Annotated in this window: 12 protein-coding genes and 2 pseudogenes; 9 read left to right on the top strand and 5 right to left on the bottom strand. The window is 72.2% G+C overall.

The genetic code is table 11. The annotated features are described in order from the left end of the window. Positions 1-25: 25 nt before the first annotated feature. Positions 26-661, bottom strand: a complete 636-nt coding sequence (locus AC0NH5_RS37320) for an HAD-IA family hydrolase (protein ID WP_474412115.1) — start codon at positions 659-661, stop codon at positions 26-28. 187 nt (positions 662-848) lie between these two features. On the opposite strand from AC0NH5_RS37320, the gene AC0NH5_RS37315 reads away from it, so the two are divergent. Together AC0NH5_RS37315 and AC0NH5_RS37310 are read left to right on the top strand one after the other, a co-directional pair. Continuing rightward, positions 849-2,723, top strand: a complete 1,875-nt coding sequence (locus AC0NH5_RS37315) for an ABC transporter ATP-binding protein (RefSeq protein WP_474412113.1) — start codon at positions 849-851, stop codon at positions 2,721-2,723. 135 nt (positions 2,724-2,858) lie between these two features. Beyond that, positions 2,859-4,670: an ABC transporter ATP-binding protein gene (locus AC0NH5_RS37310; RefSeq protein WP_474412111.1), complete on the top strand. Its 1,812-nt coding sequence runs from the start codon at positions 2,859-2,861 to the stop codon at positions 4,668-4,670. 45 nt (positions 4,671-4,715) lie between these two features. Here the strand turns inward: AC0NH5_RS37310 and AC0NH5_RS37305 are convergent, their stop codons facing one another. From AC0NH5_RS37305 to AC0NH5_RS37290, 4 genes and pseudogenes are all read right to left on the bottom strand, one after another. Continuing rightward, positions 4,716-5,837, bottom strand: coding sequence for a hypothetical protein (locus AC0NH5_RS37305; protein WP_474412109.1), 1,122 nt, complete (start codon positions 5,835-5,837; stop codon positions 4,716-4,718). Next, positions 5,834-6,910, bottom strand: a complete 1,077-nt coding sequence (locus tag AC0NH5_RS37300; RefSeq protein ID WP_474412154.1) for a M24 family metallopeptidase — start codon at positions 6,908-6,910, stop codon at positions 5,834-5,836. Before AC0NH5_RS37300 ends, AC0NH5_RS37305 begins: the two co-directional genes overlap by 4 nt. 128 nt (positions 6,911-7,038) lie before the next feature. After that, complete coding sequence (locus AC0NH5_RS37295; protein WP_474412107.1) at positions 7,039-8,019, bottom strand: MFS transporter; 981 nt, start codon at positions 8,017-8,019, stop codon at positions 7,039-7,041. Positions 8,020-8,137: 118 nt separating this feature from the next. Beyond that, positions 8,138-8,371, bottom strand: a pseudogene (locus AC0NH5_RS37290) (MFS transporter); the annotation flags it as partial. 119 nt (positions 8,372-8,490) lie between these two features. Here AC0NH5_RS37290 and AC0NH5_RS37285 point away from each other — a divergent pair. The 7 genes and pseudogenes from AC0NH5_RS37285 to AC0NH5_RS37255 all read left to right on the top strand — a co-directional run bounded on the left by AC0NH5_RS37285 (position 8,491) and on the right by AC0NH5_RS37255 (position 15,445). Further along, complete coding sequence (locus tag AC0NH5_RS37285; RefSeq protein ID WP_474412105.1) at positions 8,491-9,756, top strand: threonine/serine exporter family protein; 1,266 nt, start codon at positions 8,491-8,493, stop codon at positions 9,754-9,756. Positions 9,757-10,098: 342 nt separating this feature from the next. Continuing rightward, positions 10,099-10,536: pseudogene (locus AC0NH5_RS37280) on the top strand (threonine/serine exporter family protein); the annotation flags it as partial. A gap of 157 nt (positions 10,537-10,693) precedes the next feature. After that, positions 10,694-11,086: a hypothetical protein gene (locus AC0NH5_RS37275; RefSeq protein ID WP_474412103.1), complete on the top strand. Its 393-nt coding sequence runs from the start codon at positions 10,694-10,696 to the stop codon at positions 11,084-11,086. A gap of 225 nt (positions 11,087-11,311) precedes the next feature. Continuing rightward, positions 11,312-11,896: a DUF2231 domain-containing protein gene (locus tag AC0NH5_RS37270; protein ID WP_474412101.1), complete on the top strand. Its 585-nt coding sequence runs from the start codon at positions 11,312-11,314 to the stop codon at positions 11,894-11,896. Positions 11,897-12,069: 173 nt separating this feature from the next. Further along, the gene (gadC, locus tag AC0NH5_RS37265) at positions 12,070-13,428 is read left to right on the top strand and encodes a glutamate/gamma-aminobutyrate antiporter GadC (RefSeq protein WP_474412099.1); all 1,359 of its coding nucleotides are present in this window, start codon (positions 12,070-12,072) and stop codon (positions 13,426-13,428) included. Next, positions 13,425-13,835: a hypothetical protein gene (locus AC0NH5_RS37260; protein ID WP_474412097.1), complete on the top strand. Its 411-nt coding sequence runs from the start codon at positions 13,425-13,427 to the stop codon at positions 13,833-13,835. The genes gadC and AC0NH5_RS37260 overlap by 4 nt, the downstream gene beginning before the upstream one ends. Continuing rightward, the gene (locus AC0NH5_RS37255) at positions 13,835-15,445 is read left to right on the top strand and encodes a M20/M25/M40 family metallo-hydrolase (RefSeq protein ID WP_474412095.1); all 1,611 of its coding nucleotides are present in this window, start codon (positions 13,835-13,837) and stop codon (positions 15,443-15,445) included. The genes AC0NH5_RS37260 and AC0NH5_RS37255 overlap by 1 nt, the downstream gene beginning before the upstream one ends. Positions 15,446-15,763 lie beyond the last annotated feature (318 nt).

The following is a 15,763-nucleotide window of genomic DNA, read 5'->3' as shown; positions in this document are numbered from 1 at the left end:
GCTGCGGGCCTACAGCAGGTGGGCTCTACAGCAGGTGGATCAGTTCGGTCAGGTGGGTGACTTGGATGTCGGCCTGGACGCCGCGCACTCCCACGGTGCGGGCGCCTGCCGCGCGGCCGGCCTGGACGCCCACCTCGGCGTCCTCCACCACCAGGCAGTGTTCCGGTGTGACGCCCAAGGTGGCGGCGGCCAGCAGGTAGCCGTCGGGGGCCGGTTTGCCCTGGGCGATGTCTTCTACGGTCACGAGGACCGGCGGCATGATTCCGGCGGCCCCGAGGCGCGCTTTCGCCAGCTGTACGTCGGCGCTGGTGACCACGGCCCAGGGCACCTTCTTCGCGGTGAGGGTGGCCAGCAGTTCGTGGGCGCCGGGGATGGCCGTCACGTCGGAGAGGTCGTCGTACTGCAGGTCGAGCTGCCGGGCGGCGGCCACGGCGAGGGTCGCGTCGTCGGCGTCGGGAAGGAACTTGCGGGCGGTGGTGTGGGCCGGGGCGCCGTGTGCCACCGCCAGGACGGCGTCCGGGTCCACGTCGTGCTCGCGCGCCCACGTGCGCCAGGCGCGCTCGACTGCGGCGTGCGACTCCACCAGCGTGCCGTCCATGTCGAACAGGACGGCCTCCACCCGGAAGCCGTCCGGCAGAACGGCGTGGACCTGACCGGTCACGAACCGCACCTCCTCAAATCACGTCCTCAAATCACGTCGAGCTCAATCACATCGCCTTAATAAGGTCGCCGTAAGAGCATAATCGTTAGGCTAGCCTCTCCTACGTCAATAGGCCGGTGCGCTCACCGCCGACGAGAGGTAGAACGATGAACGCCGTGCCGGCCCGGGCCGCCGCGTCCTGACGCCTATGAGAGATCCACTTCTGCGCCCGGCGCTGCGCCGGCAGCGGGGCCGGCTGGTGGGCGGTGTGGCGCTGCTCTGCCTGCACCAGGCCACCGAGGCGATGGTTCCGGTGATGATCGGCGTGGTCATCGATCAGGCAGTCGCCACCTCGAACACCAGGGCGCTGCTGCTGTCGCTGGCCGGGCTCGTCCTTCTCTTCACCGTGCTCGCGCTGGCCTATCGCACCGGCGTCCGGCTGTCGTTCGCTGCCGGGGAGCACGAGGCGCACGGCTACCGGGTGCGGATCGCCGAACGAGCCCTCGACCCTCGCGGCCGCCGCCCAGGTCATCTGCAGGCCGGTGAGCTGCGTGACGGGGAACTCCGCGACGGCGAGCTGCGTGACGGCGAACTGCGCGACGGCGAACTGCGCGACGGCGAACTGCGCGACGGCGAACTGCTCAGCATTGCCGCGTCCGATGCTGACCAGAGCTCGGAAGCGATCAGGCTGGTCGGAGTCGCGATGGCGGCGTGCACCGCGCTGCTGGTGTCCGCGACGGCTCTGCTGCTCGTGGATCCGGTGCTCGGACTCGGCGTGCTTCTGGGCGTACCCCTGGTGCTGCTCGGTCTGCAGCGCCTCGCGCCGCTGCTCACCCGCCGCAGCGACGCCCAGCAGGCGGCCCTGGCCGACACCTCCGCGCTCGCCGTGGACCTCGTCGCCGGGCTGCGCGTGCTGCGCGGCATCGGCGCGCAGCACCACGCGGCCGGCCGGTTCGCGGAGGCCAGCCGCACCGCACTGACCAACACGCTGCGTGCCGCCAACACGAAGGGTCTGCATCTCGGGCTCACCACCACCGTCAACGGGTTGCTGCTGGCGGCGGTGACCGGCGCGGCGGGCTGGCTCGCGCTGCGCGGCCGGATCACCGTGGGTGAGCTGGTCGCGGTGGTCGGGCTGGCGCAGTTCATCGCCGAGCCGGTGCAGACGCTCGGCTGGTGCGTGCAGCGTTTCGCCACCGCCCGGGCCTCGGCGGTCCGGGTGGCCCGGGTGATCGACGCGCCGCCGGCTCTGCACCCGGGCGACGCGGGTGCTCCGGCGCCGGCTCCGGAGCGGGTCGTTCTCACCGATCTGCGGTACGCGACGCTGACCGGCCTGGACCTGCGGATCACCGCGGGCGAGACGGTCGGGATTCTGGCGTACGACCCACGCGATGCCGAAGCGCTGCTAGCGGTGCTGGCCGCCGTCGTGCCGCGGGACGACTACCGCGGGTCGGTCCGGATCGACGGCGTGCCGGCCGAGTCGCTGCGGCTCGAGGCGGCCAGGGGCGTCGTGCTGGTGGAGCCGCATGACGTGGCGCTGTTCGAAGGAACGCTGCGGGACAACCTGGCGGCGGGCAGCGCGGCGGCAGACTGGGCCGACTCGGTCGGCCCGATCGATTCGGGCGGCTCGGGCGGCTCGGGCGGCCCGGGTGGCTCGGGTGGCTCGGGTGGCTCAGTCAGCGACAGTGATCTGCTCAAAGCGGTCCGGGTCGCCGCCGCCGAGGACGTTTTGGAGACGCACCCGGACGGTTTGGACCAGGTGTTGCTCGAACGCGGCGCCAACCTCTCCGGCGGGCAGCGGCAGCGTGTCGCGCTGGCCCGGGCGATCGCGGCCCAGCCGTCGGTGCTGGTCCTGCACGACCCGACCACCGCTGTGGACGCGGTGACCGAGGCGCTGATCGCGGAGCGGCTCATCGCGGCGCGCGGGGTGGACCCGCGGGCGACCGTCGTGGTGACCAGCAGCCCGGCGCTGTTGCGAGCGGCGGACCGGGTGGTCGTGCTCGACGGCGGGCGGATCGCCGCGGAGGGCACCCACGAGGAGCTGGTCGTACGCGAGTCACGGTATCGAGAGACGGTGCTGCGCTGATGAGAGTGCCGTGCTGATGAGGAGCGCCGTGCTGATGAGGAGCGCCGTGCTGGTGAGTGCCGTGCTGGTAAGAAGTGCTGCGCTGATGGGGAGCGCTGCGCTGATGGGGAGTGCTGCGCTGACGAGGAGTGCTGCGTGAGCGAGCGCGTCCTTCTGCCGACCGCGGGCCCGCGGGAGACCTGGGCGACGATCCGGGCCGAGTTCCGCCGGCTCCCCGGACTGAGCACGGCCGCGGCGACGCTACTGGTGGCGGCGTCGGCCACTGGGCTCGTCGCACCGTGGGTCCTAGGGCGGCTGGTGGACGACGTGATCGCCGGCGCCGGCACGGAGCGCGTCGTGTACTGGGCCGCGGTGATCGCGGCGGCGGCCCTGACCGGCGGGGTGCTGACCGCGGCGGGCGCGGCGGTGGCGGCCCGGCTGGGTGAGACGGTTCTCGCCCGGCTGCGGGAACGGGTGATGGACCGGGCGCTGCACCTGCCGTCGGCCACCTTGGAACGGACCGGGACAGGCGACCTGGTCGCGCGGACCGGTGACGACGCGACGGTGGTGGCGGCCGCGATCACCGGCGGTGGGCCGCTGTTCGCCGGTGCGGTCCTGGCCATCGTGCTGACGGCGGGTGGCCTGTTCGCCCTGGACTGGCGGCTCGGGCTGGCCGGGCTGGCGGCGACGCCGGCGTACGCACTGGCGCTGCGGTGGTACCTGCCCCGGTCGGTGCCGTATTACGCCCGTGAGCGCATCGCTTCGGGTGAGCGGTCACAGGCCCTTGCGGGTGCGCTGCGGGGGGCGCCGACCGTCCGGGCGTACCGAATCGAGAAGACGCACGTCGAGCACGTCGCCGCACGGTCCGCGGCCACCCGTGACCTGGCGTTGGAGGTCTTCCAGATCTACACGCGGTTCGGGTTCCGGATCAACCGGGCCGAGCTGATCGGCCTGTCGACGGTGCTGATCGCCGGGTTCCTGCTGGTCCGCGAGGACATGGCGACCGTCGGCGCGGCGACGTCCGCGGCGCTGTATTTGCACCGGCTGTTCAACCCGATCGGTCTGCTGCTGATGGAGTCGGACACCGTGCTGCAGGCCGGGGCGAGCCTGGCCCGGCTGGTAGGGGTGGCGACCCTGCCCGCGACAGCATCTGCTGAGACAGCACCTGTTGGGACAGCACCAGTTGGAACAGCACCAGTTGGAACAGCACCTGCTGAGCCGGCACCTGTTGAACGAGCAACCGCCGGGGAGCTCGAGGTGGTGGTGGCCGAGCACCGCTACGACGACGGCCCGGTCGTGCTCGCCGGAGTCACGTTGCGGCTGGAACCGGGATCCCGGGTGGCCCTGGTCGGGGCCAGCGGCGCCGGCAAGACCACGCTCGCGGCCATCGCCGCCGGAATCGTCATGCCGACCGACGGCACGGTACGCCTCGACGGCGTGCCGCTGACCGAGCTGGGCGAAGTGCGTACCCGGCAGCGGATCGCGCTGATCAGCCAGGAGGTGCACGTCTTCGCCGGGCCGCTGCGCGACGATCTGCGGCTGGCCCGCCCCGAGGCCGGCGACGACGACCTGCTCGCCGCGCTGGAGCTGGTCGGCGCGACGCGCTGGTATCGGGCACTGCCCGCCGGGCTGGACACCCACGTGGGCGAGGGTGGGCACCGGCTCACCGCGGCGCAGGCCCAGCAGCTCGCCCTGGCCCGGCTGTTCCTCGCCGCCCCGGAGGTCGCCGTCCTGGACGAGGCCACCGCCGAGGCGGGCAGCGCCGGCGCCCGGGACCTGGAGCGGGCGGCGGCCGCCGCGACCGCGGGCCGCACCACGCTGATCGTGGCGCACCGGCTCACCCAGGCCGCGACGGCCGACCGGGTCCTGGTGCTGGACCACGGCCGGGTCGTCGAGGAAGGCTCGCCCGATGAGCTGCTCAAGGCGGGCGGCCGCTACAGCGAGTTGTGGGCGGCCTGGAGCGGCTGACATCCCACAGCGGCGATCGGCGGACGAGTCCGGCAAGTGCAGGCGTCATGGGCGGCCCGGAGGTGCGGGCGGCGGGTCGGGATAGCCGGGATCGGGATAACCCGTAGCGCCGGGCGGGGTGGGGTAACCCGTAGCGCCGGGCGCGTCGGGGTAACCCGGACCGTAGCCAGGATCGGCGTAACCGGCGGCGCCAGGCGCCGGACCGGGCTGCGCGGGCTGAACGGGTTGCGGCTGGAGGGTCGCGGTGAGGGCGTCCAGGATGGATCGGATCTGCGGCCTCAGCATCCGCCAGTCCCGCCCGGCGGCGAGCGCCTCGTTCTCCGCGTCGACGGCGACGACCAGGTCCCGCAGCAGCACCGCGGCGCCGCTCGCGGTCGCCTGCTGGGCGCCGTCGACCGCCCGTTCGGAGTGGGCGCCCCAGCGTGCGGAGAGGCTGAGCAGGTCGTCGCGCACCGGCGGCCAGACCCGGTCCCGCTCGACGGCGGTGACGGCGGTCAGCACCGGCGGCAGGCGTACTCCCGTGAGGTTCCGGGTCTCGCCGGCCAGGCTGGACGCCTGGGCGTCCCAGACCGCCACCCGCCGGGACCGGCTGATCAGCACGACCGCGATCCCGCCGCCCAGCAGGACGAACAGCAGCAGCCAGCCGAGAAAGCCCCCGGAGTCCTCCTCGGCGACCGGCACCACCGCCGCCGATGAGGTGGCAGCAGGAACAGTGGTGGCAGCAGGAACAGTGGTGGCAGGAGGAACAGTGGTGGCAGGAGGAACAGTGGTGGCAGGAGGAACAGTGGTGGTAGCGGTGGGCTCCACGGTCCGGGTGGGTTCCGGCTCCTGAGTCCGCGTCGGCTCGGGATCCTGCGTCCGGGTCGGCTCGGGATCCTGCGTCCGGGTGGGCTCGGGATCCTGCGTCCGCGTCGGCTCCGCTTCTTCGGTGGGATCGGTTTCGCGGGTCCGCGTAGGTTCCGCCTCGCGGGTGGACGTCGGGCGCGTAGTCTCCGCGGCCTCGCCCTCCGTGGTCCGGTCGTCCGGCGTGCGCTCCGCCGTGACGTCGACCGACGGCCTCGCCGACGGCAGGCTGACTCCCTCGCCGTCACCGTCGCACGCCGCCGTTCCGAGCAGCGCGGCCACCGCCACCACGGCGAGCGACCTCCCCGGCCGGATCCCGTTCACGCGACGATCCGGAGTCCGCGGCTCGTGTTGTTGAGGCGCCGGCCGCCGTCCTCGGTGACCGTCACGATGTCCTCGATCCGCACCCCGAACCGTCCGGGCAGATAGATGCCCGGCTCGATCGAGAAGCACATGCCCGGGACCAGTGGCCGCCGCTCCCCCGTCACCAGGTACGGCGGCTCGTGCGTGGTCACCCCGATGCCGTGCCCGGTCCGGTGGATGAAGTGCTCGCCGTACCCGGCGTCCGTGATCACGTCGCGGGCGGCCCGGTCGATGTCCTCGCAGGCGACGCCGGGCCGCACGGCTTCGAAGGCGACCCGCTGGGCGCGCCGGACGATCTCGAAGACCTCGCGTTCCTCGGCGGTGGGCTCGCCGACGTGCACGGTACGGGTCGTGTCGGAGCCGTACCCGTCCAGCAGCCCGCCGAAGTCGAGCACCACCATGTCGCCGGGTTCGATCACCCGGTCGCCCATCTCGTGGTGCGGGTCGGCGCCGTTGGGGCCGGAGCCGACCACGGTGAAGTCGACCTGCGAGTGCCCGTGCTCGCGCAGAAACGCGGCCAGCTCGGTGCCGATCTCCCGTTCGGTGCGGCCGGCGAAGCGTACCCGGACGATCTGTTCGTAGGCGGCGTCGGCGGCCGCGCCGGCGGCAGCGAGCCGGTCCACCTCGGCGGCGTCCTTCACCGCGCGCAGCATCGGCAGGGTGACGGTCATCGACGTGTAACCGGATTCCGGCAACGCGGCCTGGAGCCCGAGCAGGTGCATCGCCCAGGCCGAGTCCGAGACGGCGTAGCGGCCGCGCGGGTCGAGCAGCCGGGCGGCGACCGCGTACGGGTCCGAGCCGTCCGCCCAGTCGGTGATGGCGACGGCGACGGCGCCCGCGGCGGCCTCGGCGTCCGGTCGTTCCAGGGCCGGGACGATCAGATGCGGATCGTGGTCGGTATCGAGCACCAGCAGGGTGAGCCGCTCGGTGATCGCGGTGGGCCGGTACCCGGTGAGGTAGACCAGGTCGGGGCCGGGCGTCACGAGGAGGCCGGTCAGCCCGGCGTCGGCGGCCTCGGTCACGGCCCGCTCCATCCGGCGGGCGAAATCCTCGGAGCCGAAATCCTTGGAGGCGCAATCTGTGAAGACGCGATCGGTGGAGGCGCGATCGGTGGAGGCGCGACCTGTGGGAGCGCCATCCTCGGTTGTGGACGGGCGGACCGTCATCGTACGACTCCTTCAGAGGCTGAGGCCGACGCCGCGGCCGGGACCGGCTGGGTGGGGACGGTGTGACTGGTGGCGGCCGCCGCGGCGGCCAGGTGAACCGCCTGCGGCCGCTCGGCGCGGTGCCGGCTCATCAGCACGACGAGCGCCACCCCGGCCGCGCACATGACCGTCAGCAGCAGAAACGCGCCGGAGAGGCCGGCCGCGAGGGCGTCGGCAGCGGTGGCGCCCGCCTCCGTGCGGGAGTCGGTGACCGACGTGGAGACGGTCGCGGCGGCTGCGACGGCGAGCGATCCGCCCACGTACCGGGCCATGTTGGAGATGCCGGAGGCCTGGCCGACCTCCGCGGCCGGGACCGAGGAGGTGGAGGCGGACGAGGCGGGCCCGTTGGCGAAGCCCAGCCCGACCGCGATCGCGATCAACGGAAGGACGAAGGCGGCGTACGCCCAGGACGACGTCACGAAGATCAGGCCGAGCGATCCCGCCGCGGCCAGCCCGAAGCCGAGCGCGACAGCGTACCGGGGGCCGATCCGCACCGCGAGCGGAGTGATGAGCGGGGTCACCGCGATCATCGCCGCCGCCGCGGGCAGCGTGGCGAGGCCGGCCTGCAGAGGCGTCATGCCGAACGTCGCCGGGTCCTGGAAATAGAGGCTGAGCAGGTACATCAGGGCGTTGATCGCCCCGGCCACCAGCAGGATCGCGATGGTGGCACCGACCAGGACCCGGTTGCGCAGCAGCGCCAGGTTGACCAGCGGGGCGGCGGCTCGCCGCTCGGCCGCCACGAACCCCACCGCGCCGGCCACGGACAGCAGCAGGCAGAAGATGGTGGGTACGGAGATCCAGCCCCAGTCGCCGCTCTCGGTGAGCGCCAGCACCAGCGGGACCAGCGCGACCGCGACCAGGATCGTGCCGAGGACATCGATCGAGCGGGGCGCGTCCGGGTCGCGGGACTCCTTGACCGTGATCAGGGTCAGCGGCACGCAGGCGGCGGCGATCGCGGCATCGATCCAGAACAGGCCCTGCCAGCCACCCCTCGCCGGCGAGCGCGATGAGGGCGCAGGAGGCGACGAACAGGACCAGGCCGGCGAGGAATATCCGGCGCCGGCCGAAGACGTCGCCCAGCGCGCCGGAGGTGACGATCACCGCGGCGCCGACCAGCATGTAGCCGGTCACCGCCCATTGCAGCTGGGCCACCGGTGTGCCCAGGTCCTCACTGATGGCCGGCAGCAGGATGGTGACCGCCGAGGTGTTGGCGTTGACGACCAGCGCCGAGACGCAGGCGGCCAGCAGCACTCCGAGACCGGCCACCCGGTCGGTACCCGTCGTCGACATGGGCGGCTCCTCACCGGCTGATCGATCTGGACGCGCCCAGACTCGCCGGTGCGCCGGGCGCGGGGATCCTTCGCGCCGGATGATTCAGGCGCGGCCGGGAGCCCCTAGCTTGCTGGTCTATGGCTCCTGTCCCGGAAAGCACGACCGCCGAACGCGAGCTCCAGGAGTTCCTGCTCTATCTCGGCAGCGCGCTCACCGTGGCCGGTGAGGCGGTCAACCAGATCCAGGACCGCCTTAAGCGGGTCGCCACCGCGTACGGCGCCCCGGAAGCCCGGGTCAGCGTGTTCCCCACTTTTCTGGTGGTGTCGCTGGACGCGTCGCGCCCGACCACGCAGGAGCCGACCCGGCAGCTGGGCGGCGGGTTGCGGCTGGACCAGACGGCCACGCTCTACCGCTTGCTCTACGCCGCCGAGCACGGCCGGGTCGAGCCGGCCGAGGGGATCCGGGAGGTACGCCGGCTGGTGGCGATGCCGGCGCGGTTCGGCCCCGTGGTGCGCGTGCTCGGCCACTCCGTGCTGACTGTGGGCATCTGCATGATCTTGAAGCCGGCCTGGGGTGACATCCTCCTGGCCGGGCTCTTCGGCCTGCTCATCGGTGTTCTCAAGCTGTCCGGCGCCCGCTGGCCCAGCCTTCAGATGATCATGCCGGTGATCGCCGCGTTCATCGTCGCGGGGATCACGTTCCTGCTCACCGGAAGCGGCTGGGGGGAGGCCGACCTGCGCGCCATGGTCGCCCCGCTGTCGACGTTCCTGCCCGGCGCGATGCTGACCATGGCGGTGGTGGAGCTCTCCGCGTACGAGATGATCACGGGATCGAGCCGCCTCGTCGCGGGCATCCTGCAGCTGCTCCTGCTCACCTTCGGGATCATCGGGGCGGCGCAGGTGGTCGGGGTGCCGGCGCCGGCAGCGGGCGTCGGGAACGGGCCGGACGCTCTCGGCGCGTGGGCCTCGTGGCTCGGCCCTCTGGTCGTCGGGGTGGGCAACTATCTGATGCTGGCCGGTCCACGGCGCTCGCTGGGCTGGCTGTGCCTGGTGCTCTACGCCGGCTGGATCGGCCAGAACCTGGGCAACCTGGTGCTCGGCGGCTATCTCAGCGGCTTCACCGGCGCCTTCGTGCTGACCCTGGTCGCCTATCTGGTCGAGCGGATGCCGTCCGGCCCACCCGCGCTGGTCTCCTTCCTGCCAGGGTTCTGGCTGCTGGTGCCCGGGGCGCTGACTCTGATCGGCCTGACCGAGTATCTCGGCCAATCCAGCGCGGTCGGCGCCGAGGACCTGATCGGGGCCACCGGGTCGATGGTCGCGGTGGCGCTGGGCGTGCTCTGCGGCCACCCGTTCTACCGGGCCATCGAACGCTCGATCGCGAGGAGCCGCCGTGCCTGGCGATAAGCCTGCCTCCACCGGCCCTGTCACTGCCGGCCCTGTCACTGCCGGCCCTGTCACTGCCGGCCCTGTCACTGCCGGCCCTGTCACTGCCGGCCCTGTTGCCGGCGGCCCTGTATTTGACGACGAGCAGGTACTCGGCCTGCTCGGTCCGTTGACGGAATGGCTGCTCACCTCGAGTTTCGAGGGCACCGTGCGCTGCGAGGCCATCGTCCGTGACTCGCCGCCTGCTACGGCCGGACCGTCGAGGTCACGTTCCTCGCCGACTCCGCGCTGCTGACGCTCGGCACGCGGACCCTGTCGTACGGGCGGGAGCCCGGCGTGCCACCACTGCACCAGGTGTCCCGGATGAAGACGTTGCTCGCCGAGATCCACCGGCACGACCTCACGCCCGGGGAGGCGTCCCGGCGGCTCGCCGCGATCCGCGCCCTGCCGCCCCGCTGGAACCGGCCGTGGCAGGTGCTGGGCCTGGTCGCCTTCACCGTCGGTTTCGGCATCTCGGTGCAGGCCACCTGGCAGCAGGTCGGCGTCTCGGCGCTGACCGGGCTGCTCGTCGGTGTGCTGGTGGTGGCCGGCGCCGGGCATCGCCGGCTGGTCCTGGTCTCGCCGTTCCTCGCCTCGCTCCTGGTCACCGCGACCGTGCTCCTACTGGACGAGCGGGGTCTGCTGGCGGGCGGCCCGATCCAGTTGATCGTGCCTGCGCTGTTCTACTTCATCCCCGGGGACGCCATCACCGCGGCCGCCCTGGAGCTGGCGAACAACCGGATGACCGCCGGGGCGGCCCGCCTGGTCTACAGCATGGCGGTGCTGTTGGTGCTGGCCTTCGGCGCGCTGGCCGCCACGGTCGTGGTGCGGGTGCCGCAGAGCGCCCTGTTCGACGTGCCGGTGCAGGCGAACCTCGGCCCGGCCGGTGTCTGGGGCGGCTGGGTCCTTCGCTGTGGGGGTGATGCTGACCTTCTCGATGGCGCCGCGGGACTTCGGGTGGGCGCTGGCGCTCGGGCTGCTCACCGTCGCGGCGACGGAGGTGGCGGTCCGCGCGTTCGGCGATCCGTTCGGCACGTTCGCCGGGGCGGTGGTGATGATGGGCACCGCCCTGCTGCTCGGCCGCCGGCCCGGTCTGCCGCCGTCCTACGTGCTCTATCTGGGCGCGTTCTATGTGCTCACGCCCGGCTCGCACGGGCTGCGCGGCCTGGAGAGCTGGGTCGGCGGCCATCCGATCCGGGGCCTGGCCGGCGTGGTGGACATGGTGGGGCTGCTGGTCGCCATCGCCGTCGGCATGCTGGTCGCGGCGGCTGCGGTCGGCCCGGGCCGGCGGATTCACCCGGCAGGGGACTGAATCACCCGCGTGGGGCGATCCCCGGCGGTGACCGGCGTACCAGGCTGGATCGGTCCGGTCATCGTGCCGTCCGGCAGGGGGAACCGCCGCATGCAGAGCCCACGGATGCAGAGCCGACTGCCGCAGAGCCCAGGGGTGCAGAGCCGACTGCCGCAGAGCCGACTGCCGCAGAGCCCACGGCTGCAGAGCTGACAGATGCAGAGCCGACAGATGCAGAGCCGACAGATGCAGAGCCGACTGCGACTCGCGGGACAGGCGGTGCAACCGCTGCTGCTGATGTTCCCGCTCGGACTGTTCGCGATGGCGCTGATCTTCGATCTGGCGACCGTGCTCGGCGCCCCGCAGCTGCTCGGCACGCTGGCGTTCTGGAACGTTCTGGCCGGTCTGATCGGTGGCGCCCTGGCCGCGCTGGCCGGCGGTTACGAGGCGGTGCGGGCAACGGACGCGGTCACTGCCCGGATCGCGTTCCTGAGCCTGCTGATCGACGTCGGCGTGCTGATCCTGTTCGCGGTGCTCACGCTCATGCGGGTGCGCAGCCCGGAGCGCGTCGTCGATGCCGGGCTGCTCGGCGTCGAGCTGCTCGGCCTCGGGTTCGCCGCGTTCGGCGCCTGGTACGGCGGCCGCTTCGGCGACCCGCGGGCGCCGATGAACAGCCCGCGACCGCCGGCGCACCCGTCCCGGTATCAACCTCAGCACCAGCCGCGGCAACGTGAGCAGCCCAGGGACCAGCCCAGGGAGCAGCCGCGGGGGCGGCCCCGAGACCGGGAACCGCTCTCCAGGGATGAGGCGGGCGCTCTCCTCGAAAGCTGATGATGCCGCCGGATCACTGATCAGTGAACGGGAGGCGGCATGAGCGCAATGGACGTGCCCGCCCAGCGGCCGGCGACATCGCCGGCCCCGGCGGCAGACAAGAGAACCACCCCGGTGGCGCAGACCGGACGAACCGCACGGTGGCCTACATCTCCTGGGTCGCCCTCGCCCTGATGACCACGAGTTCCGTCGCCAGTCTGCGCCCGGCGCCCACCATGGCGGTCTACGGGCTGGCGAGCATCTTCCTGTACGTCGTACCGGCCCTGGTCTTCCTGCTGCCGACGGCGCTCGTCTCGGCGGAGCCGGCCTCCGGCTGGGAGGGCGGCGTCTACAACTGGGTGAGCCAGGGGTTGTCCAAACCACTGGGATTTCTGGCGGTCTGGTGCCAGTTCGCCATGACGATCTTCTATTACCCCAGTCTGCTCGGGTTCGTGGCGAGCACGCCGGCGTACGTCATCAATCCCGATCTGGCCTCCAGCGGCGTCTGGACCGCCATCGTGATCATGGTCTGTTACTGGACCGGGGTCTGGGTCTCGTCCCGCGGCACCAGCGGTGTCGCCGGCCTGGCCAGCGGCGGCCTGATCATCGGCACGCTGATACCGGGCACCCTGCTGGTCATCCTCGGTGTCGCGTTCCTCGGCCAGGGCAACGAGTCGGCCGCGCCGATGACCGCGAGCAACCTGCTGCCGGCCTGGGCGGGTCTGTCCAGCCTGGTGCTGATCGTCAACAACTTCCTGTCGTACTCCGGCATGGAGATGAACGCCGTGCACGTCGGCTCGCTGAAGAACCCGGGCCGCGAGTTCCCGCGGGCGATGTTCATGGCGATGGGCCTCGTCCTGCTCATCTTCATCCTGCCCGCGCTGGCGATCAGCTGGGTGGTGCCGGCCGAGCAGCTGTCGCTGACGGCGGGCGTCATGCAGGCTTTCGACGCGGTGTTCGCGGCCTTCGGCTCAAAGTGGCTGACCCCGATCCTCGGCGTCATGCTGGTCGCCGCGTCCCTGGGCGGCATGCTGACCTGGTTGGCCGGTCCGTCCCGGGGCCTGCTGCTGATCTCTCGCCAGGAGGGCTACCTGCCGCCGTTCCTGCAGCGGCTCAACAAGCACGGCGTGCAGCAGAACATCCTGGTGACCCAGGGGCTGATCACCACGCTGATCGCACTGGCATACGCGTTCATCCCGGACGTCTCCAGCGCGTACTGGATCTTCTCGGTGATCACTACGCAGGTCTACCTGATCATGTACCTGCTGATGTTCGTCGCGGCCGTGCGCCTGCGCCGCTCCCAGCCCGACCACCCGCGCGGCTACCGGGCGCCGATGCTCACCGCGCTGTGCGGCGTCGGCTTCGCGGCGTCCCTGGCCGCCCTGCTGATCGGCTTCGTCCCGCCGTCGCAGTTCGGCGCCGGCAGCGTCGGGATCTACCTGGCAGTCGTCGCCGGCGGTGCGCTCGGCCTGGGCCTGTTCGTCCCGTACCTCTTCTACCGGCTGCACAAGCCGTCCTGGAAGAACGCGACTCCTGAGGAGGTTCAGGCATGAGTCACCGGGTTCTCTACATCACCTCCCTCGTCGTGCTGGTCGTCATGGCCGGCATCGCGCTGCTCACCTTCGGCAGCGCCCGGGAGACCGCGCAGGCGAACGAGAAGGCCGAACAGCTGATCGCCGAGACCCAGGCCGCCGGGCTGCGGGCGCCGCAACAGGACCAGATCGTCCGGGCGCTCGGTGACGACGGCGGGGCGGTCTGCGACGAGCCGGACGACGCGCTGCGCCGCTCGATCCTGAACGGCCAGCTCACGAACGGCGCGGCCGGGCCCGGGCAGCGGCCGGTCATCGCCGACAACAAGGTCGTCCAAGGCCAACTGCTGATCATGAAGGTCTACTGCCCGCAGCATCTGGAGGCTTTCCAGCAGGTCGTCGACGACCTCAAGCTCGAGGAGGTGGCGTGATGAGTCTTGCCGATCGGATCGCCGGGCTGATGGACCAGGCCCACGCGGACCTGTCCGAGCTGGTCGCCATCCCGTCGGTGGCCGACCCCCGGCAGTACCCGCCGGAGGAGTGCCTGCGGGCCGCGAACCGGGTGGTCGGCCACTTCGCCGAGCTGGGTTTCACCGACCTGGGACTGCACGAGACCAGTGACGGCAGCAGCGCTGTCTTCGGCGTCCGCCGATCGGCGACCCCGGGGGCGCCGACCGTGCTGCTCTACGCCCATTACGACGTCCAGCCGCCGCTCGACGAGGACGCCTGGCGCACCCCGCCGTTCCAGCTGACCGAGGCCGGCGGTCGCTGGTACGGCCGGGGGGTGGCCGACTGCAAGGGCAACATCGTCATGCTCCTCACCGCGCTGCGGGCCCTGGGCGACGACATCCCGGTCAACCTGAAGGTGATCGTCGAGGGCTCCGAGGAGCAGGGCACCGGCGGCTTGGAGGACTTCGTCGAGCATCATCCGGACCTGCTGCGCGCCGACGCCATCCTGATCTGCGACACCGGCAACGCGGCGGTCGGTGTGCCCGCGGCGACCGTCACCCTGCGCGGCATGGTCAACGTCGTGGTCGCCGTCGAGGCCCTCGACGGCGAACTGCACTCCGGCATGTTCGGCGGACCGGCCCCCGACGCCCTGGCCGCGCTCGTCCAGATCCTCGCCACGCTGCGCGACAGCGCGGGCAACACCACGGTCGCGGGGCTGGAGAACGGCCAGACCTGGACCGGTGCGCCGTACCCCACCGAACAGTTCCGTGCCGACGCGGGCCTGGCCGGCGGGGCGGGGCTGCTCGGCGACGGCACGGTGTCGGACATGCTCTGGGCCCGGCCCGCCGTCACCGTGCTCGGCATCGACTGCCCGCCGGTGGTCGGCTCGGCCGCGGCCATCCAGCCGCACGCCCGGGCCCGGCTCAACCTGCGTGTCCCGCCGGGCACGGACGCGGTCAAGGCACAGGACGCGCTGATCGCCCACCTGCACGCCGCCGCGCCGTGGGGGGTGCGGGTGACCGTCGAGAAGGAGGCCCTCGGCCAGCCCTTCGAGGCGCACACCGGCGGCCGTGCCCACCGGACCCTGGCAACCGCGATGCGGGAGGCGTACGGGCGGGAGATGGCCACGCTGGGGCAGGGCGGCTCGATCCCGCTGTGCAACGTCTTCGCCGACACGTATCCGCAGGCGGAGATCATCCTGATCGGGGTGGAGGAACCCCGGGCCCTCATCCACGCCCCCAACGAGAGCGTCGACCCCACCGAGATAGCCGGCGTCGCCCACGCGGTAGCCCTTTCCTGCAGCGCTACGGAGGATGACCCGTATCTGATCCGCTACAGCGGGCCCGGCGCCGAAAGACGTCGGGCCCGTTTCCGTGGCAGGGCCGCCGGCGGTCAGTCCTTCCGAGTGTCGGGCCGGCGTGCCGGCGCCCGGGGAAGGTCGCTGAACGCGGCGGCGACGAACGGGCCGACGAGGCCGGTGCGATCCGGCTCGGTGGCGGCGACCTCGATCATCGATCCGTCGCCGACCAGCAGCCGGACGGCTATCCCGTCCCGCCCGCAGCGCCGGGCGTCCCGCGGCCGGAGGGTGTAGACACCGATCGGGGAGACCTCGGCGGTCAGCCGGCGGATCCGGTCCAGGACCGGGCCGCGGCGGATCTCGAGAACCTCACCGCGCCAGCGCGCCCACATCGGCCGGGACCAGCGATGGCGGAACAGGCGCCGAACGCGGGCGGGTACGCGGACAGCCAGCCGGGCAGTGACTCGGCTCAGGAATCGCGCCCGGCGTGTCCTCGGGGTGCGGCCGCGGACGGTGCGGACACGGCACCGGAACGCGCCGCCGGTCTCGGCGAAGAGCCGCCGGCGACGGCGCTCGCGCGACACCGCGGTGAGCAGCAGGAGCAGGATGAGG

Source organism: Actinoplanes sp. 13 (assembly GCF_056134165.1).
The sequence above is the reverse complement of the archived record's forward strand: the minus strand, read 5'-3'. Positions and strand labels throughout refer to the sequence as shown.

Bases quoted from the DNA above. Each gene is read 5' to 3' on its own strand.
- AC0NH5_RS37315 (WP_474412113.1), top strand. From the start codon at position 849: ATGAGAGATCCACTTCTGCGCCCGGCGCTGCGCCGGCAGCGGGGCCGG.
- AC0NH5_RS37300 (WP_474412154.1), bottom strand. From the start codon at position 6,910: ATGGAGCGGGCCGTGACCGAGGCCGCCGACGCCGGGCTGACCGGCCTC.
- AC0NH5_RS37285 (WP_474412105.1), top strand. From the start codon at position 8,491: ATGGCTCCTGTCCCGGAAAGCACGACCGCCGAACGCGAGCTCCAGGAG.
- AC0NH5_RS37270 (WP_474412101.1), top strand. From the start codon at position 11,312: ATGCAGAGCCGACTGCGACTCGCGGGACAGGCGGTGCAACCGCTGCTG.
- gadC (WP_474412099.1), top strand. From the start codon at position 12,070: ATGACCACGAGTTCCGTCGCCAGTCTGCGCCCGGCGCCCACCATGGCG.
- AC0NH5_RS37260 (WP_474412097.1), top strand. From the start codon at position 13,425: ATGAGTCACCGGGTTCTCTACATCACCTCCCTCGTCGTGCTGGTCGTC.
- AC0NH5_RS37255 (WP_474412095.1), top strand. From the start codon at position 13,835: ATGAGTCTTGCCGATCGGATCGCCGGGCTGATGGACCAGGCCCACGCG.